This is a genomic window from Psychrobacter sp. CAM01 (genome assembly GCF_032842965.1).
GTDB lineage: Bacteria > Pseudomonadota > Gammaproteobacteria > Pseudomonadales > Moraxellaceae > Psychrobacter > Psychrobacter celer.
The window spans coordinates 84,316-107,735 of sequence record NZ_JAWJBL010000006.1; the positions used below are offsets into that span (position 1 = coordinate 84,316).

Annotated in this window: 17 protein-coding genes; 9 read left to right on the top strand and 8 right to left on the bottom strand. The window is 47.0% G+C overall.

All coding sequences use genetic code 11. The annotated features are described in order from the left end of the window. Positions 1-104: 104 nt before the first annotated feature. Positions 105-1,715 carry a glutamine-hydrolyzing GMP synthase gene (gene guaA / locus R0I52_RS03330; RefSeq protein ID WP_317053150.1) on the bottom strand — a complete coding sequence of 537 codons (1,611 nt, stop codon included), beginning with the start codon at positions 1,713-1,715 and terminating at the stop codon, positions 105-107. A 403-nt stretch (positions 1,716-2,118) separates the two neighbouring features. Between guaA and R0I52_RS03335 the strand changes: the two genes are divergently transcribed. The 3 genes from R0I52_RS03335 (at position 2,119) to R0I52_RS03345 (ending at position 7,288) form a co-directional block, all read left to right on the top strand. Further along, entirely contained in the window at positions 2,119-3,837 is a 1,719-nt protein-coding gene (locus R0I52_RS03335; RefSeq protein ID WP_317053151.1) for an FAD-binding oxidoreductase, read from the top strand. Between the two features lie 189 nt (positions 3,838-4,026). Then, the gene (locus tag R0I52_RS03340) at positions 4,027-5,673 is read left to right on the top strand and encodes a glycerol-3-phosphate dehydrogenase/oxidase (protein WP_317053152.1); all 1,647 of its coding nucleotides are present in this window, start codon (positions 4,027-4,029) and stop codon (positions 5,671-5,673) included. Between the two features lie 49 nt (positions 5,674-5,722). Continuing rightward, a complete protein-coding gene (locus tag R0I52_RS03345) occupies positions 5,723-7,288 on the top strand; it encodes an FGGY-family carbohydrate kinase (RefSeq protein ID WP_317053153.1) in 1,566 nt (521 codons plus the stop codon). A gap of 39 nt (positions 7,289-7,327) precedes the next feature. On the opposite strand, the gene R0I52_RS03350 is transcribed toward R0I52_RS03345, so the two are convergent. Both R0I52_RS03350 and R0I52_RS03355 read right to left on the bottom strand, forming a co-directional pair. Beyond that, positions 7,328-8,488 (bottom strand): MalY/PatB family protein, encoded by a 1,161-nt coding sequence (locus tag R0I52_RS03350; RefSeq protein ID WP_317053154.1) that lies wholly within the window; start codon positions 8,486-8,488, stop codon positions 7,328-7,330. Positions 8,489-8,551: 63 nt separating this feature from the next. Beyond that, complete coding sequence (locus R0I52_RS03355; protein ID WP_317053155.1) at positions 8,552-9,355, bottom strand: crotonase/enoyl-CoA hydratase family protein; 804 nt, start codon at positions 9,353-9,355, stop codon at positions 8,552-8,554. Between the two features lie 172 nt (positions 9,356-9,527). Here R0I52_RS03355 and R0I52_RS03360 point away from each other — a divergent pair, with 172 nt between their 5' ends. Continuing rightward, positions 9,528-10,193 carry a LysE family translocator gene (locus R0I52_RS03360; RefSeq protein WP_317053156.1) on the top strand — a complete coding sequence of 222 codons (666 nt, stop codon included), beginning with the start codon at positions 9,528-9,530 and terminating at the stop codon, positions 10,191-10,193. 65 nt (positions 10,194-10,258) lie between these two features. After that, positions 10,259-11,281, top strand: coding sequence for a 23S rRNA (adenine(1618)-N(6))-methyltransferase RlmF (rlmF, locus tag R0I52_RS03365; RefSeq protein WP_317053157.1), 1,023 nt, complete (start codon positions 10,259-10,261; stop codon positions 11,279-11,281). A 110-nt stretch (positions 11,282-11,391) separates the two neighbouring features. On the opposite strand, the gene R0I52_RS03370 is transcribed toward rlmF, so the two are convergent. The 5 genes from R0I52_RS03370 to dnaA all read right to left on the bottom strand — a co-directional run bounded on the left by R0I52_RS03370 (position 11,392) and on the right by dnaA (position 19,815). Beyond that, positions 11,392-12,000: a manganese efflux pump MntP family protein gene (locus tag R0I52_RS03370; RefSeq protein ID WP_317053158.1), complete on the bottom strand. Its 609-nt coding sequence runs from the start codon at positions 11,998-12,000 to the stop codon at positions 11,392-11,394. Positions 12,001-12,137: 137 nt separating this feature from the next. After that, the gene (gene gyrB, locus R0I52_RS03375; protein WP_317053159.1) at positions 12,138-14,744 is read right to left on the bottom strand and encodes a DNA topoisomerase (ATP-hydrolyzing) subunit B; all 2,607 of its coding nucleotides are present in this window, start codon (positions 14,742-14,744) and stop codon (positions 12,138-12,140) included. Between the two features lie 575 nt (positions 14,745-15,319). Further along, the gene (recF, locus tag R0I52_RS03380) at positions 15,320-16,549 is read right to left on the bottom strand and encodes a DNA replication/repair protein RecF (protein WP_317053160.1); all 1,230 of its coding nucleotides are present in this window, start codon (positions 16,547-16,549) and stop codon (positions 15,320-15,322) included. Positions 16,550-16,745: 196 nt separating this feature from the next. Beyond that, positions 16,746-17,921, bottom strand: a complete 1,176-nt coding sequence (gene dnaN, locus R0I52_RS03385) for a DNA polymerase III subunit beta (RefSeq protein WP_317053161.1) — start codon at positions 17,919-17,921, stop codon at positions 16,746-16,748. Between the two features lie 448 nt (positions 17,922-18,369). After that, positions 18,370-19,815: a chromosomal replication initiator protein DnaA gene (gene dnaA, locus R0I52_RS03390; protein WP_317053162.1), complete on the bottom strand. Its 1,446-nt coding sequence runs from the start codon at positions 19,813-19,815 to the stop codon at positions 18,370-18,372. Between the two features lie 616 nt (positions 19,816-20,431). Between dnaA and rpmH the strand changes: the two genes are divergently transcribed. The 4 genes from rpmH to yidC all read left to right on the top strand — a co-directional run bounded on the left by rpmH (position 20,432) and on the right by yidC (position 23,402). Then, positions 20,432-20,566, top strand: a complete 135-nt coding sequence (gene rpmH / locus R0I52_RS03395) for a 50S ribosomal protein L34 (protein WP_007394757.1) — start codon at positions 20,432-20,434, stop codon at positions 20,564-20,566. Positions 20,567-20,765: 199 nt separating this feature from the next. Next, positions 20,766-21,137 carry a ribonuclease P protein component gene (rnpA, locus tag R0I52_RS03400; protein ID WP_317053163.1) on the top strand — a complete coding sequence of 124 codons (372 nt, stop codon included), beginning with the start codon at positions 20,766-20,768 and terminating at the stop codon, positions 21,135-21,137. Position 21,138: 1 nt separating this feature from the next. After that, a complete protein-coding gene (yidD, locus tag R0I52_RS03405; protein WP_317053164.1) occupies positions 21,139-21,504 on the top strand; it encodes a membrane protein insertion efficiency factor YidD in 366 nt (121 codons plus the stop codon). A gap of 215 nt (positions 21,505-21,719) precedes the next feature. Next, a complete protein-coding gene (gene yidC, locus R0I52_RS03410; protein WP_317053165.1) occupies positions 21,720-23,402 on the top strand; it encodes a membrane protein insertase YidC in 1,683 nt (560 codons plus the stop codon). Positions 23,403-23,420: the final 18 nt, after the last annotated feature.

A 23,420-nucleotide genomic window follows, 5' to 3' on the forward strand; every position in this document is an offset into this window, starting at 1 on the left:
GTATATCAATTCAAAAAATTTGAGTAGCGAGGAAAACGAGTGATAGCGCTACATCAAGTAGGCTGAACGAGTTTGACAACGCTAATCAGATTTTTAGTTTGATACTACTCCCACTCAATCGTTGCAGGCGGCTTGCTCGACACATCATAAGTCACCCGTGAAACCTCAGCGATTTCATTCATGATGCGATTACTGACCGTCTCGATCAAATCATACGGCAGATGGGCAAATCGCGCGGTCATAAAGTCCACCGTCTCAACCGCGCGTAGCGCAATCACCCACGCATAGCGGCGGCCATCACCGACCACGCCGACCGATTTGATCGGCTGGAATACCGCAAACGCTTGCGCGGTTTTGTCGTACCAGCCTGAGCGCTCAAGCTCTTGCATAAAGATCGCATCGGCAAGGCGCAGGATATCGGCGTATTCTTTTTTCACCTCACCCAAGATACGCACGCCTAGACCTGGTCCTGGAAACGGATGACGGTAGATCATCTTCTCTGGTAGACCCAAGGTGATACCCAATTTACGCACTTCATCTTTAAATAAGTCGCGTAATGGCTCAACGAGTTCAAACGCCAAATCATCTGGCAGACCGCCGACGTTATGGTGGCTCTTAATGACGTGCGCCTTGCCTTGATGCGATTTGGCTGATTCGATAACGTCAGGATAAATCGTCCCTTGTGCTAGGAACTCAATGGTTTTGCCATCGCTTTGTGCGCTGATTTCGCGGGCGCTATTGGCAAACACATCGATAAAGGTTTTGCCGATGATTTTACGTTTGGCTTCAGGGTCAGACTCGCCTGCTAGAGCGTCTAGGAACAAATCTTCGGCATCGACACGGATGACCTTAACGCCCATGTTTTCGGCAAACACTTGCATCACTTGATCGCCTTCGTGCAGACGCAGCAGGCCATTATCGACGAATACACAAGTCAGCTGATCGCCAATGGCTTTATGCAGTAGCGCGGCAACCACTGAGCTGTCGACGCCGCCTGAGAGACCAAGCAATACTTGCTTGTCACCGATTTGCTCTTTGAGCTGTGCCACACGCATATCGATGATATTATCTGGTGTCCAGTCACCGGCGCAGTCACAGATTTGATGGACAAAGCGGCCGAGTAGCGCCTGACCTTGTAAGGTATGCGTCACTTCCGGATGGAACTGGAGGCCATAGTATTGCTTGTCGTCATTGGCCATAATGGCAATCGGGCAGCTTGGTGTGCTGGCGATGATATCAAAGCCTTGCGGCGCTTCGATGACCTTATCACCGTGACTCATCCAGACGTTTAGCGTGGTCGATTTGTCTTCACTGACGCTATCTTCGATGCCACTAGTAAGCTTTGAGTGACCATTGACATTGATGGTCGCCGCGCCAAATTCATGGATATCACTGGCATGAACCTGCCCACCGAAGCGATCTGCCATCGCCTGCATACCATAGCAAATACCAAGCACTGGTACGCCAAGCTCAAACACAGCGTCATTGATACGCGGGCTGTTTTCCGCATGGACGCTCTCAGGGCCGCCCGATAGGATGACACCCTTTGCGCCAAAATCATGGATACGCTGGGTGTCGATATCATAAGGGAACATCTCACAAAAAACGCCAGAGTCGCGTACACGGCGAGCAATCAGTTGGCTATATTGCGAGCCAAAATCAAGAATAAGAATACGATCTTCTTTGATAGTAGGGATAGCAGCGGCAGTGGTCATAAATCGATGTCCATCAAGAAAAAATTAGTGCCCTATTTTAACAAGTTTGCGCCTATTAATGGCTACTAGATGGTGAATTATTAACGATTTTTGCGAGATATTCCGCCTTGATCAGAATAATACGCCAACGCGAACCCTAATAATGCCGCCACTAGATAAAAGCCATAAATTTTTATTATACAAAAGACGAGTCTATATGAAATATTTGTTTATATTGTGCTATGCTCAAACGATAAATATGTTTGCTTTAGGATTGGTGATTGGGATAAGCACTTAATATCGTATGATTTTTACGATAACACTGAGCCTAATCATTCACCTATGCTGAGCAAACAAGCTGAACCAGTTTTAACCGAATCCTTTAGTATAAAAACCGTGATAACGAATCGACAGGTATGTCCCTATGAGCAAAATCAAATCTCTTATTCGTAAAACCACCAGCTTTCCTGCTACCAAAAACAATGATAATAATTTAGAACCTATCCAAAAAAATAATACCCCTATTGAGCAGACACGCTGGAATGGCTGGGGCAATGTCAATATCAATAAAAAAGTCTCCTCGCACGGCGCAAAGCTGATCAAATCGCATATTGGTAAGAGCACAAAGCTACCTTCTGTCAGCCTCAAAGACGTGCTAAAAACCGTGCCAAAATCGCGCCTGCCTGCCGCTATTACTGACCTTGATATTGTCTCTACTGACCGAGAAGTCAGGCTCAGACACGCTCGTGGGCAGAGCTTTCCTGATTGGGTTGCGATGCATAGCGGCGACTTTGAGGCCTTCCCTGATGGCGTGGCACATCCGCAATCGACCGCTGATGTCGAGCAACTACTTAAGCTGGCACGCGAGCACGATCTGATCGTCATTCCATTTGGCGGCGGTACCTCGGTGGTCGGGCATATCAATCCACAAAAGGGCGCACGGCCTGTTTTGACCATTGCCATGAGTAAAATGGATCGGCTGATCGACTTGGATTTTGATAGCCAAATTGCCACCTTTGGCGCAGGCACCCAAGGGCCAGCGGTCGAGGCGCAATTAGGCGAGCACGGTTACCGTCTAGGTCATTATCCGCAGTCTTGGGAGCTATCGACGCTTGGCGGCTGGATTGCGGCGCGCTCAAGTGGTCAGCAATCACTCGGCTACGGACGTATCGAGCAGATGTTTGCAGGCGGCACTCTATTGACCCCGCAAGGCGTGCTAGAGATTGCTGATATCCCAGCGTCATCGGCAGGGCCAGACCTGTGCGAGATGATGATGGGTACGGAAGGACGCGCGGGTATCTTTACCGAAGTGAAGATGCGCGTGCAACCGCAACCTGAGCAAGAAGTATTTAAAGTTGCTTTCTTGCCCAACTGGGCAGCAGGCAAAGCGGTGCTAAAACAAGCGGTACAAAGCAATATTCGCCTGTCTATGCTGCGTCTCAGCAATGCCGCCGAGACTGACGCGCATCTGCATTTAGGTACGACGCCGAGTCAGTTTTTAGCGATTGGCACGTATCTAAAAGCGCGCGGGCTTAATTCAGACAAAGTCATGCTCACCTACGGCGTCTCAGGCGATAAAGCGCAAAATAAACTGGCACTGACGCAGTTTAATAAGTTATTAAAACAGCACGGTAGTGTCACGGGTAAGATCACCAATATCATGGGTAGCGTGTGGGCGCATGGGCGCTTTAAGTTTCCGTATCTGCGCGGTACATTATGGGATCGTGGCATCATGGTCGATACCTTTGAGACCGCCACCAATTGGAATCGTATCGATGAGCAAATGGCGCAGATGCAAGAGGCGGTAAAAACGGCCTTAGCAGACGAAGGCGAGGAAGTGATGGCCTTTACTCATATCTCACACGTCTATAAGCAAGGCGCGAGTCTATATACCACTTACTTTTTCCGCGCCGCCAAAGACCATGCAGCAACACTAAAGCGCTGGCAAAAAATCAAACATGCGGCCAGTATAAGCCTTGCCCATGGTAAAGCGACCATTTCACATCAGCATGGCGTTGGCCGTGACCATGCCCCGTACCTTGCGGCTGAAAAAGGCGAGCTGGGACTACAAGTGACTCATGATATGCTCAAAAGTCTAGATCCTGAGCAGCGCATGAATCCGGGTGTGTTGCTTGAAGATTAATTTTAATTAAGAGCTTTGTTTATAGACAGTTTAGTGGAAGAGCGCTACAGCGTGACTGATATTTGTTTTGCGCCGCCTTTGTCGGCGTAGGCACAGCACGCAAGAAAAATGAATATCAGTCGCGCGTCATTATTCAACGTATTTATTTCATTGGGTGTCAAAGTAAATTGTTATTAAGAAGAAAATCTTATGAACCAAAGCAAACAACGCCAGCAAGCCCTTGCGCCTTTAGCGCGGTCTAAACCGTGGGATATGCTCATTATCGGTGGCGGTATCACAGGTGCCGGCATTGCCCGCGAGGCGGCTCGCCGAGGTTTATCTGTATTATTAATTGAGCAAAAAGACTTTGCGTGGGGCACCTCCAGCCGCTCGAGCAAAATGGTGCATGGCGGCCTGCGCTACATTGCCTCAGGCGACTATAAAACAACACTGCTTAGCGTACGCGAGCGCGAGCGGTTGCTTGACGAGGCAAGCGGTCTGGTCAATGAGATGCACTACGTCATGCCGCACTACAAAGGCAAGTTTCCGCCGCCGTGGATATTTAACACCTTGCTGCGCGTCTACGACAAGATAGCGGGCAAGCGCTATTTTAAATACTTTAAAAAAGACGCTTTTTTACGGCTAAATCCTAATATCAGGCAAGATAAGTTTTTGGGTGCCAGTCAATTTAGCGATGCGATCACCGATGACTCGCGGCTGGTGATGCGCGTACTCGATGAAGCAATACATGACGGCGCGCAGGCGATTAATTATCTCAAAGCCGATTCATTACTCACTAATGAGCAAGGCTTAGTCGTCGGTGCTACGCTTAAAGACACGGCTTCTAACAATAGCAATCAGACTTTTGACATCCATGCCAAAGTGGTGGTCAGCGCCACCGGCGCTTGGGCCGATACTTTGCGTAGGCAGGCGCGTGCCCAGAGCGAGCACAGCTTTCATCAGCAAATCCGTCCCTCACGCGGTAGTCATTTGGTCGTCAGTCAAGAGCGTCTGCCAATTCAGCAAGCCTACACCTTTTTACATCCTGCTGATAAACGAGCGGTGTTCGTCTTCCCGTGGGAGAACCGCACGGTACTTGGCACCACCGACTTGGATCATCCGCCACTGAATGACCAAGAGGTCGGCATTACCAATGAAGAGGTCGATTATTTATTAGATGCGACTAACTCGCTATTTAATAAGACTGACTTGAATCGCAAAGATATCATCAGCACGTGGGCCGGCGTGCGCCCGCTGATCTCTGATGGCGGTGATGGTAAGCGCGTTAGCCCCAGTAAAGAAAAGCGCGATCATAGCGTCTGGCTCGATAATAATCTAGTGACCGTCAGCGGCGGCAAGCTCACCACCTTTCGCCTGATTGCGCTTGATGTGCTGGCAAAATGTCAAGAAGTGCTCAATCTTGATGATTCTGCTACTCAAAACTTAAACACGAATAGCGATCACGTCTTTAACAATCCTACGCCGACCCATCCCAAGTTTGTAACACTACCTGCTGACTTACAACAGCGCTTACAAGGATTTTACGGCCGTAAGCTCGATAAATTACTAGAGCTGGCCCATGACGATGATTTGGCTTATATCACCGATAGCAACACCATTTGGGCGGAGATTCGCTTTGCTGCGCGCTATGAGCAGGTCATCCATTTAGATGATTTATTGCTGCGGCGTACACGCTTAGGTTTAATCCTGCCGCATGGTGCGATGACGCCGCTGATTAGCGCCAGAATAAAGCAAATCTGCCAGCAGGAGCTGGGCTGGAATGAGCAAAAATGGCAGCAAGAAGTCGCTCGCTATAGCGAGTTATGGCACCGCTATTATCATTTACCTGCGGCTTAGTGCCTTGGTTACCTCAAAGACTATATATCTCCCATAGTAAAGGACTACTATGACCACCTCTCTCGACCCCATCTATTTCTTAGCTATCGATAACGGCACCCAAAGCGTGCGCGCGCTTATCTTTGACCAATTTGGCACTGAAATCGCCAAAGCCCGCGTGCCTATCGAGCCGTACTTCTCCGAACAGCCCAATTATGCAGAGCAGCACGCCGACTACTACTGGCAAAAGCTATGTGAAGCTTGTCAAAAGCTGTGGCAGACCTGCGACATTAAACCTGAGCAAATCGCCGGTGTCAGCCTTGCCACCCAGCGCTATACTATGATATGTCTGGATAAAGACATGCAGCCACTACGTCCCGCTATCGTTTGGATGGATCTGCGCCGTGCTGAGACACACGACATTGGCTTTTTAAACCCGCTGACTAAAATCATTGGCATGGGCGAATTAGTAAAAGACGCCCAACAAAAAGCGCGCTGTAATTGGCTGGCGCAAAACGAGCCTGAGATATGGGCACAGACCGCGCACTACGTCAACCTCTCCGCCTACCTCACCTATCAGCTAGTAGGTGAACTTATCGACTCAAATGGTCATTCGGTCGGCTACTTGCCGTACGACTACAAGGCGCAAACATGGCTCAAACCCAATAACCTTAAATGGCGGCTGTTTAGCTGCACCCCCGAGCAAATGCCCAAAATCGTCCCACCAGGCCAAACCCTCGGTGAGATAAGCGCCAAAGCTGCCAAAGCCACAGGTGTTCTAGAGGGCACGCCGATGATTGCCGCCGCCAGTGATAAAGCCTGCGAAGCCCTAGGCGCAGCGGGACTGTCCGCCGATACTGCGTGTCTTAGCTTTGGCACCACCGCCACCATCAACACCATCTCCCCCGACTATGTCGAGATACTCAAACACATGCCCGCCTACACCGCCGCCGCTCCGCACTACTACAATCACGAGTACATGATTTATCGCGGCTTTTGGATGGTCAGCTGGTTTAAAGAACAGTTCGCCCACTATGAAGAGCAGCTTGCCAAAACCCAAGGCATCGACACCGAAAAGCTCCTCGATGCCGCCGTCAAAGACATTCCAGCAGGCAGCATGGGACTCATCATGCAGCCCTATTGGTCACCGGGCGTCCGTCATCCAGGGCTTGAAGGCAAAGGCGCACTCATTGGCTTTGGTGATGTGCATACCCGCGCGCACGTCTATCGCGCTATCTTAGAGGGACTGGCTTACGAGCTTAAACTCGGCTTTGATACCATTTCAAGGCGCACCGGCAAACCCATCAAACACCTGCGCGTCTCAGGCGGCGGTTCCCAAAGCGATGCCGCCATGCAGCTCACCGCCGACATCTTTGCTATGCCCGCCTACCGCCCGCACACTTTTGAAGCCACTGGCCTCGGCGCTGCCATCAACTGCGCGGTGGGTCTCGGCGTCTATCCCGACCACGCGACAGCAAGCGACGCTATGACTCATTTAGGCGATGAGTTCCTCCCTATTGAGGCCAACGTGCAACTCTACAAACGCCTATATAACGAGGTCTATCTCAAGATGTACGAGCGCCTAAAACCCTTATACCAAAGCATTCAAGACATCACGGGATATCCGGTTAAATGATATTTATATTCTATATATTAATATCATTAAGTCTGCTTATTAATCATCCATAAACGCCGCATAGACCCGATTTAACCCCTCACGCAGCAGCGTTTTCGGACACGCCACATTGATACGCAATTTAAGGTGTCCCTCGCGGCCGTATTTGATACCAGAATTTAGCTCAACTTTCGCGGCTCGCAGTTTGTCATAAAGCGCCTGATCATCTTGCGCGTAGGCGGAACAATCCAGCCAAATTAAATACGAGGCTTCTGGGCGCATGACCTTGATATCAGGTAGATGCCCTGCTAAAAAGTCTAGCGTGATCTCGATATTTTTTTCTATATAAGCCAGCACCTGCTCCAGCCACTCGCCACCATTCTCATACGCGCTTTGCATCACCGTATAAGCAAATAAATTCAGCTCGTATTCATCGTTTAAATGCTGCTGCTGGCTGATTTTTTTGATTAAAGCGTCATCTTTGACAAAGATCATTGAGCCTTTGATACCCGCCACGTTAAAGGTTTTGGTCATAGAGGTGAGACTCGCCACCTTGTGCGCGTAATTTCCTGCTTCTGCTACCCTTAAGAAAGGCGTAAAGGTATGGCCAGTCAAGGTTAAATCTTGATGAATCTCATCACTGACGATGGCGACATTGTGTTTTTGACACAGCACCAGCAGCGCTTTAAGCTCATCAGCCGTCCACACGCGCCCGCCCGGATTGTGCGGGTTGCATAATAGATATAGCTTAACTTTATGCTCCACTATTTTGGCTTCGATATCGGTTAGATCGAGCTGATATCTGCCATCGACTTCCTTTAGCGCTGATGTCACAAGCGTGCGCTTATTTTGCTGCACCTTAGTCATAAACGGCGTATAAATGGGATCATTGATGAGTACCGCATCGCCTACTTCGGTAAAGATATGCATCATCAGCGCAAGACTTGGCACGACCCCTGGCGAAAATAGGATATTATCCTGTGTCAGATCCAAGCCATAACGATTGCTATGCCAGTTGATAATCGCCTCATACAAAGCGCCGGTCGGTTTGGTATAACCCAAGATGCCGTGATCGGCCGCGCGCTGTACGCTAGCCAAGATAGGCGGCGCGGCTCTAAAGTCCATATCGGCGACCCACAGCGGAATAGTGTCATCACTATAGTGCCATTTGACCGACCCTGTATTGCTTCTATCGATTATCTCATCAAAGTCATATTGCATTGGCATTATCCTTTATAGAACCCAAAGCTTTACTGTTTATTATGAAAGGTTTAGCAAAGGCTTTTAACGCCCTTTAAACTCCGGCGCGCGGCGTTCAACCATCGCCATCGCGCCCTCCTTTGCGTCCTGTGAGTGAAACAGATGCGGTAGATAACCGTGGATATTGGCCAGCGCTGATTTTGCGCCATTACGGCTGGCATCTTGCGCAGAGGATAGTAGCCCTTGTACGCCAAGTGGTGCGGCTGTGCAAATCTCTTTGACAATCGTTAGCGCGCGCTGATATTCCTCACCATTTGGCACAACTTCGCTAACTAGATTCAGTTTATCGGCGGTTTGTGCGTCAAAGTTTTTACCGGTTAATAGATACGGCATGGCTTTTTGCCAGCCAGCTGCAGCGACAAAGCGTACCGTCGCCCCGCCAAAGGGCATGATACCGCGCTGCACCTCCATCTGCGCAAAGTTGCTATTGTCACTTGCTATCACCACGTCGCTGTTGAGCATCAGCTCAATGCCTGCGGTAAAGCAGGTACCTTGTATCGCCACCACCACAGGTTTGCTGCGCAGCTTACCGCCGATACCCCATGGATCGATTTCATTATCATTAAATTCAAACGCGCCTTTGTCCCATTTGTCTTGCAGCTCCATCAGATCAAGGCCAGCGGTAAAGTGCTCGCCATGGGCGAAGATGAGCGCGCAGCGTAAGTTATCGTCGCTGTCGTAGCGGGTAAGTGCTTGCGATAACTGCTTGATCATATGACTATCAAAGGCATTGCGTTTATCAGCGCGATTGAGGCCGATGAGGCAAATGTAGCCGTCGGTCTCATAAGTGATGCGGTTGTCTGTGCTGCTATTGCTTTGTGTGGCCATGATCTTGTCCCTTTTATAGATCGAGCGAGTGTGCTTTTAATATAGACACCCTATCGCCATTACACAAGTGACCGTACTAAACGCCATACAAAATGAATAGCAGTTGACCGTGATTCTAATAACTGCCACCATCATGAGACTGTCGACAAACATGACAATCTATGAGTATCTTATGGAATTTTGGCACGGCTTTTTACTGATTACCAGCGTACACTTACTGGCGGCCGCCTCTCCTGGCCCTGACTTTGTCTTGGTCTCACAGCAGACATTGTCTAAAGGACGACGCACTGGATTGATTTGTAGTCTCGGTATCACCCTAGGGCTTGCGGTACACATTACCTACTCTGTATTAGGATTGGCAACGGTGATTGCCCATTCGCAGCCGCTACTCACCGCTATCAAATGGCTTGGCGGTGCTTATCTGGTGTATCTGGGTTGGCAAGGAATTGGGGCTAAGCCAAAGCCTGCCTCCGATTTAGCCTTAAACGTTCCACAGCAGAGACCTATCCAACATCCAGCGCAAGACGGCTTCAAAGACGACTCAACCTTCGCTACCCTGCGCCGCGGCTTTTTTTGTAATGTGTTTAATCCCAAAGCGCCGGTGTATTTTGTCGCGATATTTACCTTGGTATTGTCGCCTGATATCCCGCTGTGGCAGTTATCGATTTATGGTGTTTGGATGATGGTGCTACAGATGGCGTGGTTTAGCACTGTGGTGATGTTATTGTCCATTCCTGCTATCCTAAAGCGTTTTGGCCGCGTGGAGCATTGGATAGATCGCATCTTAGGCAGCGCGATGATCGCCTTGGGACTAAACCTAATTTTACGCAGCCGATAACACATTTGTTATCCTCGAAATCTGCTAAACTGGTCAATTATATCCAAACATCAAAGCCACTGACTATGACCAGCACCCCTGCAAACTCTAAACATAAAAACCGCTCGCCTGCGACCGCCAAAAAACTTGGCAAGCTACATCCGCGCAACCCGCATCAGGGTCGCTACGACTTTGCTGTACTGACCCGCGCGCTACCTGCGCTCGCCGACCATACCATCAGCAACCCCAATGGTGAGCCGACGATTAATTTCTCTGATGCTAAGGCCGTACGTGTGCTCAATCAAGCACTGCTCGCGCACTATTATGGCGTGAAGTTTTGGGATATTCCTGAGGGCTACTTATGCCCGCCTATCCCAGGTCGCGCCGATTATATTCACTATATCGCCGACTTACTCGCGCAAACCACGCATAGTAATGACGACCAAACGCCGCCCATGGGTAAAGAGGTACACGCGCTCGATATCGGCACTGGTGCCAGCGCCATCTATCCCATCATCGGTAGCCAAAGCTATGGCTGGCGCTTTACCGCAAGCGATATTGACCCAGTTTCTGTCAACACCGCCAGCGTGATTTGTCAGGCCAATCCCAAGCTTAAAGGCGCGATTAAGGTCAAACTGCAACCCGAGCCAAACTATATCTTTAAAAACATTATCGGTCGGCAGGACTACTTTGATGTGGTGGTATGCAACCCGCCTTTTCATGCCTCATTAGACGAGGCTATGCAAGCCAATAGCCGCAAGCAGCACAACTTGCAGCGCCATCGCGGCAAAAACGAAAGCGCGCACATCAGTCGTCACTCTACAAAGTCAGGCAATGCCGCGCAAAACCTCAACTTTGGTGGTCAGCACAAAGAATTGTGGTCCGAGGGTGGTGAGATTGCTTTTTTGAGTAATATGATAAGAGAAAGCCAACAGTTTGCTGGACATGTAGGCTGGTTTACCAGTTTGGTCTCAAAGTCCGAAAACATAAAACCGCTACAACTGCTGCTAAAACAGCTGGGTGTGGCACAGATGCGTATTATCGAGATGAGCCACGGGCAAAAAAACACGCGGGTCTTAGCTTGGCGTTTTGATACTGACGAAGCGTAGTTATTGCCAAAACGTGACGCTAGCGTTTCACGTGAAACAAACCGCTTTGGCTATCAAAGCGGTTTTTTAATCTATTTAGATGGCTATATCGATTGAATTGAGGACATGCTCTAGCCAACAAACATGACCTTTAAGCCAATAAGTATAAGTACAAACCCGCCGAGCGCTTCTGCTTTATCCTCAAGATAGGTACCTGATTTTTTACCCAGACAGATACCAAACGCACTAAAAACAGCCGTGACAATCGCAATGATTACACACGCTAGCCACGCATTAAGAGCGAGCAAGTTTAAGGTAAAACCAGCAGCCATCGCATCGATACTGGTAGCAATCGCTAGGGTAAACATGGTGCGATGACTGATGTTTTTCTTTCGGCTATCGTTTATAGCAGCCGCTTCATTATTTACTCGCAGCCCCTTATCTACAGTCTCACCCTCATCCGCCAAAAAGACTTCATAGAGCATCTTGCTACCCAGTCCGATAAGAATAAATCCACCGATCCAAGGCGCAGCAGTGGCGAGCCAACCTAACAGTGCCGCGCCTAATAAATAGCCGATAAGTGGCATCACGCCTTGCGCAATACCAAAATATAACGCAGCATAAATAGCCAAACGCAAGGTATAGCGTGGGTTTTGTTGTTGGGATTTAGCGCCCAGTCCTATCGACACCGCAAAAGCATCCATCGCTAGCGCAATAGCGAGTAACAGTACTTCGATCATTTGATGTCCATTAATTAGAATTGCCAGCTTATGATAACTTACTTACGGAAGTTTCACGTGAAACAAGCTTATTATTAAAAAAATACCGCCTTGGAAACCAAAGCGGTATTTTCTATATCTTACGCGGTGGCTAATGCCTAAATATCAAGATTAGACACTGTAAGCGCGTTTTCTTCGATAAACACGCGGCGTGGCTCGACATGATCGCCCATCAAGCAGGTAAACATATGATCGGCAGCGATGGCATCTTCGATAGTGACACGTAGCATACGGCGGTTTTCGGGATCCATCGTCGTATCCCACAACTGGTCGGCGTTCATCTCGCCCAGTCCTTTATAACGCTGAATGGCCAAGCCGCGACGGGCATCTAGCATCATTTGCTGCCAGAGATAATCAAAATCGCGGATAGGAATATCCTTGGTGGTACCACTACCCGCTTCGCGGCGAATAAAGGCGCTATCTTCTAACAGAGTATTCCACTCCGCTGATAAACGCAGCAGTTTGCCATACTCGCTCGAATTGATAAAGCTGGCATCAAGCAAGTAATGATGCGCCAGCTGATGCACATACACCGTGATACGCGGTAGCCACTGAGCCTTGGTCGATAAGGCATCGCTATCAGCCGCCTCACTCTCATCAGCAGTCAATGCGGGGGTCATACCCAGCAGATCAGCGGCTGCAGCGTCCATATTTTCTGGTTGCGGCTCATGGATATTGACCAGCTCAATCTCAGGGCTTAACTCACTACCGAACTGCTCAAGCTGCCCCTGCATAGCGTCTTTCCATGCCTGCATGGCTGACTTATCATACGTCATATCAGTGCTTAGCTTGGGCGTGTGCGTCAAAGCATCCAAAATCACTGCAGGGAAACGTATCTGCAAACGGGCTTTTATCAGCTGCGTTTGGTTATAGTCATTTAGTAATGTCTCAAGCGCTTGACCAGTAATCGCAGGCGCATCGGCACTGATATGCAGCTTGGTATTATCGATCGTCGATGACAATAGATAAGCTTTTAGCGCTTCATCGTCCTTTAGATACAGCTCTTGGCGACCTTTTTTGACTTTATACAACGGCGGCTGAGCGATATAAATATAACCGCGCTCAATCAGCTCTGGCGTTTGACGGAAAAAGAACGTCAGTAGTAGGGTGCGAATGTGCGAGCCATCGACGTCGGCATCGGTCATGATGATGATTTTGTGATAGCGCACCTTGTCAGGGTTGTACTCATCAGGGCCAATACCGCAGCCAAGCGCGGTAATGAGGTTACCCACTTCTGCAGATGACAACATCTTATCAAAGCGCGCGCGCTCCACGTTCAAGATCTTACCCTTGAGTGGCAAGATAGCCTGAGTCTTACGGCTACGACCTTGCTTTGCACTGCCCCCTGCAGAGTCACCCTCCACAATGTATAGCTCTGATAGCGACGGATCTTTTTCTTGGCAGTCTGCCAACTTACCGGGCAGGCCAGCGATGTCTAACGTGGTCTTGCGGCGCGTCATCTCACGTGCCTTGCGGGCAGCATCGCGAGCTCTAGCGGCATCGATGATTTTATTGGCAATCGCTTTAGCCGCAGTTGGGTTTTCAAGCAGATAATCATTAAACTTATCATGCATCGCCGATTCGACTGCTGACTTGACTTCGCTCGATACCAGCTTGTCTTTGGTCTGGCTAGAGAATTTTGGATCAGGCACCTTCACTGAGACGATCGCACTTAACCCTTCTCGTGCATCATCACCGCTGACGGCGACTTTTTCTTTTTTAAACAGATTTTCGCGATCCATATAGCTGTTTAGACCACGCGTGAGCGCTGAGCGAAACCCTGATAAGTGCGTACCGCCATCACGCTGCGGGATATTATTGGTAAAACACAGTACTTTTTCGTTATAGGTATCCGTCCATTGCAGCGCCACTTCGACCGCGATACCATCGTCTTGCTCACTGGTAAAATGAAAGACCTCGTTGATGCCCTCTTTGCCTGCGTTGATATAGCTGACAAACTCTGACAAGCCACCTTTATGCTCAAACTCATGACGCTTGTCGATACGCTCATCAGTCAAGACAATGCGCACCCCTGAGTTAAGAAAAGACAGCTCGCGTAGGCGTTTGGCTAAGATGTCGTACTCAAAGATGGTGCCAGTAAACACCTCATCGCTAGGATAAAAACGAATCTGTGTGCCCGTCTTATCGGTCGCTTCTAGTCGCTCGATATCGGCATCAGGCACACCATCGGTATATGTCTGGTGGTAATGATAGCCTTCGCGCCAGATATTCATCTCCAGCTTTTTTGATAAAGCATTGACGACTGAAACGCCGACACCATGCAAGCCGCCCGAGACTTTATAGCTATTGTCATCGAACTTACCACCAGCGTGTAGTACCGTCATGATCACCTGAGCGGCCGACACCCCTTCTTCTGGGTGGATGTCGACAGGCACGCCGCGCCCGTTATCCATGATACTGACCGACTCATCTTCATGAATGATGATGTCAATCTGATCACAGTGCCCCGCCAGCGCCTCATCGATAGAGTTATCCACCACCTCAAAGACCATATGGTGCAGGCCTGTGCCATCATCGGTATCACCAATATACATGCCAGGACGTACGCGCACCGCCTCTAGGCCGCGAAGTACACGAATATCTTTGGAGCTATAGTCTGAAGGCACTCCTTCCGCTGCAGCAGTCGTTGCGGCAACGCTGCCGACTGTCAGTTGCTCGTGGTCGTTAGGTAATGAATCACTCATGGGCATTCCTTAATCTAGCCATCATCAGCCGTTTGCCATTGACCCATCACTACGATGAAGCCGCATGACATCATGTCAAATCCAATCTGTAGAGTTAACACCAGTAGCGCCATATCGTGAGCCAAAGTACGAGTCGCCAGTACCTTATAAAAGCTTTCTTACTTTAAGCCAAACTTAAAACCCATATTTTATTTTCTTGATATTAACTTCTGCTCTTTTATGTCTTATCAAAGCTAAAGAAGTAAATAAAACATGTTTATTATCATAAACTTAAAGACATATAGAAACTTAAAAACCACTGTATGACGCTACAAAACAACTTGCTGAGAACAGGACAAAAATAAAGCTCTATTTTAGCATTTTTTTGCCTCTAAGTCACTGTTTACTGGTCGTTTTATTGCTTTGGACAGTCATACTAGGATGGACAGTATTTTAATAAATACCTATGGTGTGTCCTCATTTTAAAATGCTTATAAAAATGAGATAAAGTGCCGTTAAATAAGATAATCAAATTAGAAAATAACGCAGATAATATAGTTAAGCCAATTGCGGCTATTTAACGGGGTTTAGCGCTATTAGAAAGGCAAAACCTGCCCTTGTTTCACATGAAACATCGTAGGGTTTGACCATAAATCATTGACCAAAGGCGCGATATCAGCGGTCAGGCTGCTCATAAACACCTGACAAGGCAGTTTGGCTAACGTGGATAATAATATTTCTATCGCTCTCTCATCTAGCTCGGCGGTGATATCATCAAGCAGTACCACTGGTGTGGCGGTGAGCACTCTTTCGTTTTCATTGGTACTTGCTTGGGTTGAGGCATCCGTCTGCAACAATAAAGGCAATTGTGATAAACGTAGCGCGGTGATGAGTAGTTTTTTTTCGCCGCGAGACAAGACGTTTGCCGCTTGCTCTTTTAGTATAGGTAAGGTGTTAGCAACTACCTGCTTGCTGCCCGAGTCAGCAGATAACCTGTCAGGCGGCACGGTATCGTTGGCTGCTAGGGCATCATTAGAGCGCCAATGGACATGGATATCAGCGCGATGATTGCCGATACGGGTATAACCCAACTGCAAGTCTTGCTCTAAGCGCTCACCAAGTTGTACCTCTAACGCCACATCGGTGTCGTAACCTGCATGGTAGCTTAGACTCAGCTGCTCGGCGTAACTTGGCAGCAGCTGGGCGATGCTGTTGGCAAAGTAAGGCTGCCACTTTGTAAACACGTGCTGACGATAATGGTGAATAAGCGCGGCATGACTGCCAAGCCCTTTATCCCAAGACCTCAGCTCAGCAAGCTGTACGTGCGTTAAATGCTTACTTTTTTTTAACAAACTATTGCGCTGTCTTAGCAGGCGCTGATAGGCTAGCCACTGGGGATGAAAGCCTTGTTTCATGTGAAACACTAGCCAGTCTAACAACTGACGACGACTGGCACTGCCCTGCTCTAGCATGTCCATACTAGAAGGATCAATTAATAGTGTCGGTAGTTGCTCAGTCAAGATGCTTTGATTATAGACGGTGCTTTGATTGAGCCGCAGCAGCGTTGTGGCATCAGCTTGCTTTTGAATCGCCAATGTATTGCCATCGCTCAAGCGCGCATGAACGGTGGCAGTATGTTGATGATGCTGAATGTAACGTTTAGGCTGATGATGGCGAAAGCTTTTGCCTCTTGACAACAAAAATATGGCTTCGAGCAATGAGGTTTTGCCGCTGCCATTGGCACCAATCAGCACGTTACAGGCGGCAGTGTGCAAATTGACCTGCGTAAGATTACGTAAATTCGAGATTTGTAGACGTTCAATCATGATAGCGACAGCCGCCTATTAAAAACGCCTGAATTAGCAAACAAACGTTTGGTAAAAGAAGGGTTTAAAAATTAATTTGAGACAAAAACTTAGAGTTTACTAAGGCCTGTTTTTGATCTAAATTGGCAAAAAACAGCCTTAGTAATACTGTTAAAATCACGTGTACGTTGTTTTTAGTGTAGATAAACCGCGAACACTATATACGCATTGGCATAATCACATACTGATGAAACTCATCACCAAGCTGATTGACCAACACCGAGGCATTGGATTGACTCATATGCATTTGTACATCGCCTTGGATGACGCCCAATACGTCTTGTAGATACGCGGCATTAAACGACAGCTCCATCGGCTCACCTTGATATTTCGCCTGAATCACCTCGACCGCTTCGTCTTGCTCAGCGTTGTTGGCGCGTACTTCGACCATACCGTCAGTGGCAAAATTAAAAACCACACCGCGAGATTTTTCATTACTCAAAATCGCCACACGGCGCAGTACTTCTGTCATTTTTTCTTGATTAAACAGCGCCAACTTATCCGTATTGCTCGGCATGACGCGGCGGTAATCAGGAAATTTCCCATCGATCAGGCGCGCGGTAAAAGTCACTACCAGATCATCACTGACCTGCCCTGCACTATCCACCTCACCAAATGGCAAACTGACTTGCAAAAACTCACGGCCAAAGCTTAGAGTGACAGGATTGTCTTTATCACCCAGCATTTTACCCAGCTCAGAGGCCAAGCGCTCAAGCTCAATGACCGCTTTACGCGGCAAGATAGCTTGCATATTTAGGTCGCTGCTGACATCGATCACACTACGCGCCAATGCCAATCTGTGCCCATCAGTGGCTACCGTGGTCAGCTGCTGCTGAGAGACATCGAACAACATACCAGTCAGATAGTAGCGTACATCTTGGATAGCCATCGCAAACTGAGTCTTGTGAATCAGATCCGTCAGACGACTACGACTGATGATAAGCGGCGTGATGTTCTCTGGATTGCCTAGGCTTGGATAGTCTTCACTTGGCAAGGTGCCCAAAGTAAAACGGCTCTTGCCACTGGTCAGCAAACAGCGCTCGTTTTCTTGCGTGGTCAAATTGATCTGAGCTTGAGCGGGCAGCGACTTACAAATATCTTTTAATTTGGTGGCAGGTAACGTGGTCGTCCCTGCGGCAACACAAGCACCGGCAGGCAATCTCAATGTCGATGTCAGCTCGACCTCTAGGTCAGACGCCGTCAAGATCAGCTGCGACTCAGATAGCTGCAACTTAATATTGCCTAAAATGACCATATTGTGGCGCTTATCAGCAGCTTTGGCGATCAAATTAATAGCTTTTAGTAACGACTCTCGATTAATCGATAATTGCATGCTTAGTTACTCTTATTTAAAGGATTCTTTTTTATAAAATATAAATTACAGTCAGTTCGAAATAAAACCGATACACTCATATGAGCGTGCAACTGGCGCAAATTCTCCTTGCTTGTTGTGTCTACGCTGACTGATGCTGCGCAAATTATACCAGCTGCACTGTATGGTTTTTACAGTGAATCGACTATACAAATAGTAGCTTAATCATACCCTGTCTACTGACGATAATCTATGAAGCATACGCCTACCTAGACATTGATAAAGTTAAACTATTTTAAAATAAGTGCCATCCTAGTATTCATTTTTCTTGCGTTCTGTGCCTGTGCCGACAGAGGCTGCGCAAAATTCATACCAGTAGCCTATGACATAACATAGGCTACTGGTATGTCGGATTGAATACAGTATAAACCATATCATGGCGCTAAAACATAGTAAGACTAAGAGTCTGCTAACCTGCTTGCAACATAAGGGCTAGCGTCTTGTAATCCTTATCAAACGCTGGGTCTGCTGCACGCAGCTCATTGACCTTATCACAAGCGTGCATCACTGTCGTATGGTCACGACCGCCAAACGACTGACCAATCTCTGGAAAACTATCACCCGTCAGCTCACGTGATAAAGCCATGGCTATCTGCCTCGGTCTTGCGATACTGCGGGTACGCTTGCGCCCCATGATGTCTTTTACCGTCACATCATAATATTCAGCGACGATTTTGCGGATGTTGTCCATATTGACGGCTTGTACACGCATGGCAACGATATCTTTTAGGGCATATTGCACCATCTCTAGTGTGATTTGCGCGCCAGTTAAGTTGGCATTGGCAAATACTTGGTTTAGGGCGCCCTCTAAACGCCTAACATTAGAGACGACGTTTTGCGCGATAAACAAAGCACACTCTTTAGGCAACGTCATCCCATAAGAAGCTGCTTTTTTCTGCAAAATCTGTACACGTGTATCAATCTCAGGCGGATCAACAGCCACCGTTAGCCCCCAAGAAAAGCGCGACCTAAAGCGCTCATCAAACTCTGTCATCTGTGAGGGATGTCTATCAGATGCCAAAATCAGCTGTTTATCACCACTTGTGAAGTCAGCAAATAACGTTAGAAACTCATTACTACTTTTTGTCTTTCCAGCCAATACGTGAATATCATCTACAATCAATAAATCTACTTTTTTTATTTTTTTCTTAAAATCTTCTATTTTATTATTTCTTAATGAATAAACTAATTGATTAATAAACTTTTCAGAAGTGAAATAATAAAAACTTTGATTATTTTTTAAATAACGATGTGCAACGGAATGCATTAAATGCGTTTTTCCCAAACCAGAAGGCCCATATATAAATAAAGGATTGTGCCGGTTCTTTGACTGACGTTTTCCAAGCTCATAACATGCTTTGTAAGCCAAATTGTTAGACTTACCAGTGACAAAGGTCTCAAAGGTGAAGTCGGGGTTGAGGTAGCTAAGCGACTTTGCATCAGCAGAGCCGATTAATTCTGCCTGACGCGTATTGGTATCGATATCAGCCTTTGCCATATGATGATGAGCGGTCTGAAAACTTTGGTCAGTAGGAGTAGGAGAGGGGACATCCTCTGCAAATAGAGAGCCTGACTGCGCTTGTGGGTTGTCTTCTACCTGACGACCAGCATTGTCTACACGCACCACCACTTCTTCGATACTGCCTTGGCTGTGCTTAGCTACCAACTGCTGAATATCTTGTAAATGATTTTTTTTAATGTAAGTTACAAAATAATCATTGGGCGCAAGAATAATTAAACTACTAGCCTCTTGATGCGCTGACAGTGGCCGTAACCACATGGTAAATACGTTGTCCTTGACGCTGTAACGCAAGTCATTTAGGCATTTATCCCAAATAGTGGCTGTATCTATCATGAAACCCATTACCTCGTTAATATCAAATCCCTAGCAAACTGACGCCAGAGGCAAACTTTTTGCTACTCTAGTATCGATATTTTTGCTCGCTCTTGATGCTCAAATAAAAAGACAGCCAAACGCTGTCTCTTGTCCGCCAAACAGGGTGACAATCTACCACAAATCACCTGTGGATAACATCCTAAATTTTGGGGATAAGATTGTGGATACTTTTGGGGATAAGTAAAAACGCTCAGTTATCCATAATCTGTGCACAAGTTATCCACAAGGTTACCCATACCCCAAGTGACTGATGTAAAAAGGAAATTACAAGTTAACCACAGAAAAAACCACCCCCAATAACAACAATATCTATATATATTAATAATTAATTATTATGGAGTTGAAAGAAAACTGTGGATAACTAAACGATTTTAAGACTATTGAATATCCGTTCGGATGAAATTTGCTACTAGATAAATTGTGTCTGAGTCTCTAAATTATTTGAGATGTACAGAGGTCTTTACCAGGTTCAACGATAATTTTATAAAGCAAATTAGTTTATTGACCAGAATAATAGGGAATGGTATAATCCTCCGCTATTACGAATTTAGTCCCATTATTTGATAGGTGAGTTATGAAACGTACATTCCAACCAAGCGTGATCAAGCGTAAACGTACTCACGGTTTCCGTGCACGTATGGCAACTAAAAAAGGCCGTCAGGTCTTAGCCCGTCGCCGCGCTAAAGGACGTCATCGCCTTACTGTATAATCAGTAGATAGCGATAAGCATGGCCATATGTGCTTGTTGTGTTTCTATTAATTATAGATTGCGATAGTCAGTCTTCACAACTAACACATCGTCATATATTAAAAGCGCCTATATCGGCGCTTTTTTTGTCTCTATACTTTGCTTTGATATTTACGCTATTATTCTTGCTACCATCGTAAGCTCTAAAACTAGGTTAATTATGCCCCATACTGCTTTAGTGACCCCCAATGCTCGCTTTACCAAAGCGCAGCGCCTGCTCACGCCTACAGCGTTCAAAGAGGTGTTTGATGCGCCAGAGCGTAAACTTCATCAAAGCCATTTGATGGCGTTTGTACGTACTAACACGCATGGAGGTGCACGCGTAGGTATGGCGATCACCAAGCGCAAAGTACCCACGGCCGTGATGCGCAATCTAATCAAACGCCAAATACGTGAGCAGTTTCGTATCAAGTCTTTTAATCTAGAAAACAAAGATATTGTTTTTATAATAAAAAAATCTTTAAAAGATATAGATAATACAGAATTAAAAAATCAAATAAATAATATTTTTAAAAAAATAGAAAAAAAATAAAATGTGTTTTTTAATAAAAATAATAAATAATTTTTTTTACAAATTTATTTATTATTTCATTGTTTTTTACCAAAAGATAATAAGCCCTATCATACCGGCGCGCTGTCGTTATTATCCAACGTGCTCTAACTATGGCAAGCAGGCGTTGGCATGGCATGGCGGGTGGTCGGGTAGCTGGTTGTTATTAAAGCGTCTAAGTCGCTGTCACCCTTTAGGCGGACATGGCATTGATTTTGTGCCATTACCGTTGTCTAGTTATCATTATCAATACTTATCCCCTGCTCGGCTTACTGCTCAAGGTTTGTATGTATTTAGAGACACCACAAGCTATGTTTCACGTTTAAACCATCTAATGAGTGTGCTCTGAGCAAACCTGCGCTTGGACTGGCCGAGGGTAACGCTTTAGTTACTCACAAGTTATCCACACTCTTGTATCATTTAGAGCGGTTTTTTAGTAAAATGATGAGCATTTTATGTGATTGACTACTGATATTGCTGCTTCAAACACGGGTGAATACTGTGCGGTGGTCATGATACATGCCTGATTTTTCATTCCCTAATTTTTCAATCTAGGAAAGATTTATGCAAAAGATATTTCGGGTGATGATCATCATTGCGATGCTAATCACCGCTTATCTGCTGATTTTGGCATGGCGAGATGATTATGCCGATGCGCCAGCTGTAGATACGGTGCCAGAAACCATCACCTCAGTGGGTGCTGACATCCCGTCTACCACTGGTGCCGCAGGTGACATTCCAGTACAGACGATGCCTGTAGATGCGAGCGGCGTCACTGACGCGCCAGTGACAGACGCCGGTCTAATCACAGTCACCACAGATCGCTATGATATAAAAATCAATCCAGAAGGCGGCGATATCGTCTATGCTGCGCTCAAACAGTATGATGCAACGCTCGATAGCGATAAGCCTTTTGTGTTATTAGAGAATAATAACAATCGGGTATATGTGGCGCAGTCGGGTCTGATTGGTCAAGATGGTATCGACACAGCAGAGGGTCGTGCGGTTTATACTCACACTGCCAATAACTATGTGATGGAAGCAGGCCAGCAGACGCTATCGGTACCGCTCACCTACAAAAAAGATGGCGTAACGATCACCAAGACCTTTACCTTTACCCAAGATAAATATCCAATCGATATCAGCTATCAAATCCAAAACGCTTCTAACAGTGCGTGGCAAGGGCAAATGTTTGCGCAGCTCAAGCGTGATGACAGTAAAGATCCTGGTATGTCTGATAAAGGCGCGCTTAGCATGGCGACTTATCTAGGCGGTGCTTGGGGTACGCCTGACGACCCTTATAATAAGCTAAAGTTTGGCAAGTTCAACGACGGTGAGCTGACCACTACCAGTGACAAAGGCTGGGTGGGTATCGTGCAGCATTACTTTGTTTCTGCTTGGACGCCTGACAACTTCACGGGTAAGTTCTTTAGCCGTGAGTCAGGTAGCGACTACTTTATCGGCTTTAATAGCCAGCCTGTCAATGTCGCGCCGAACAAGCAAGTGACGCTCAATGCAACCTTGTACGCAGGGCCAAAAGTGCAGTCTGAGCTTAAAGAAGTCGCTGAAGGTTTGAATCAGACCGTTGATTATGGGTTACTGTGGCCAATATCTAAGATTTTATTTGCGATTCTTGATGGTATTCATAAAGTCATTGGCAACTGGGGTTGGTCCATTATTGTTCTGACGATTTTGGTGAAGATTGCTCTTATGTGGTTTTCGAATAAAAGTTACTACTCGATGGCGAAGATGCGTGCTATCGCCCCGAAACTGCAGGCCCTAAAAGAAGAGCACGGCGACGATCGCATGAAAATGTCGCAAGAGATGATGGCAATATATAAAGAAGAAAAAGTCAATCCGATGGCGGGTTGTTTGCCTATCTTGCTGCAAATGCCGATTTTCTTAGCTTTGTACTGGGTATTGGTTGAGAGTGTGGAGCTGCGTCACGCGCCTTGGATTTTGTGGATTCAAGATCTCTCGGCGATGGATCCTTGGTTTATCTTACCACTGTTGATGGGTGCATCGATGTTTGTACAGCAGCAGCTCAATCCGCAGCCAGCTGATCCGATGCAAGCGAAGGTAATGAAGTTTTTACCAATTATCTTTACCGCCTTTATGCTGTTCTTCCCAGCAGGTTTGGTACTCTACTGGACGGTGAACAACTTGTTTAGTATGACGCAGCAATATATCGTCAACAGAAAAGTTGAAGAAGAGCAGAAACGTCGTACCGCTAAGGTACTCGATTAAGTTACTTCACATTGTTAA

What these genes read in the sequence shown, in the direction of transcription:
- dnaA (WP_317053162.1), bottom strand. Translation starts at nt 19,815, where the DNA reads ATGATAGATACAGCCACTATTTGGGATAAATGCCTAAATGACTTGCGT.
- R0I52_RS03335 (WP_317053151.1), top strand. Translation starts at nt 2,119, where the DNA reads ATGAGCAAAATCAAATCTCTTATTCGTAAAACCACCAGCTTTCCTGCT.
- dnaN (WP_317053161.1), bottom strand. Translation starts at nt 17,921, where the DNA reads ATGCAATTATCGATTAATCGAGAGTCGTTACTAAAAGCTATTAATTTG.
- guaA (WP_317053150.1), bottom strand. Translation starts at nt 1,715, where the DNA reads ATGACCACTGCCGCTGCTATCCCTACTATCAAAGAAGATCGTATTCTT.
- yidD (WP_317053164.1), top strand. Translation starts at nt 21,139, where the DNA reads ATGTGTTTTTTAATAAAAATAATAAATAATTTTTTTTACAAATTTATT.
- R0I52_RS03360 (WP_317053156.1), top strand. Translation starts at nt 9,528, where the DNA reads ATGGAATTTTGGCACGGCTTTTTACTGATTACCAGCGTACACTTACTG.
- R0I52_RS03355 (WP_317053155.1), bottom strand. Translation starts at nt 9,355, where the DNA reads ATGGCCACACAAAGCAATAGCAGCACAGACAACCGCATCACTTATGAG.
- yidC (WP_317053165.1), top strand. Translation starts at nt 21,720, where the DNA reads ATGCAAAAGATATTTCGGGTGATGATCATCATTGCGATGCTAATCACC.
- rpmH (WP_007394757.1), top strand. Translation starts at nt 20,432, where the DNA reads ATGAAACGTACATTCCAACCAAGCGTGATCAAGCGTAAACGTACTCAC.
- R0I52_RS03345 (WP_317053153.1), top strand. Translation starts at nt 5,723, where the DNA reads ATGACCACCTCTCTCGACCCCATCTATTTCTTAGCTATCGATAACGGC.
- R0I52_RS03340 (WP_317053152.1), top strand. Translation starts at nt 4,027, where the DNA reads ATGAACCAAAGCAAACAACGCCAGCAAGCCCTTGCGCCTTTAGCGCGG.
- rlmF (WP_317053157.1), top strand. Translation starts at nt 10,259, where the DNA reads ATGACCAGCACCCCTGCAAACTCTAAACATAAAAACCGCTCGCCTGCG.
- rnpA (WP_317053163.1), top strand. Translation starts at nt 20,766, where the DNA reads ATGCCCCATACTGCTTTAGTGACCCCCAATGCTCGCTTTACCAAAGCG.
- R0I52_RS03370 (WP_317053158.1), bottom strand. Translation starts at nt 12,000, where the DNA reads ATGATCGAAGTACTGTTACTCGCTATTGCGCTAGCGATGGATGCTTTT.
- recF (WP_317053160.1), bottom strand. Translation starts at nt 16,549, where the DNA reads ATGATTGAACGTCTACAAATCTCGAATTTACGTAATCTTACGCAGGTC.
- R0I52_RS03350 (WP_317053154.1), bottom strand. Translation starts at nt 8,488, where the DNA reads ATGCAATATGACTTTGATGAGATAATCGATAGAAGCAATACAGGGTCG.
- gyrB (WP_317053159.1), bottom strand. Translation starts at nt 14,744, where the DNA reads ATGAGTGATTCATTACCTAACGACCACGAGCAACTGACAGTCGGCAGC.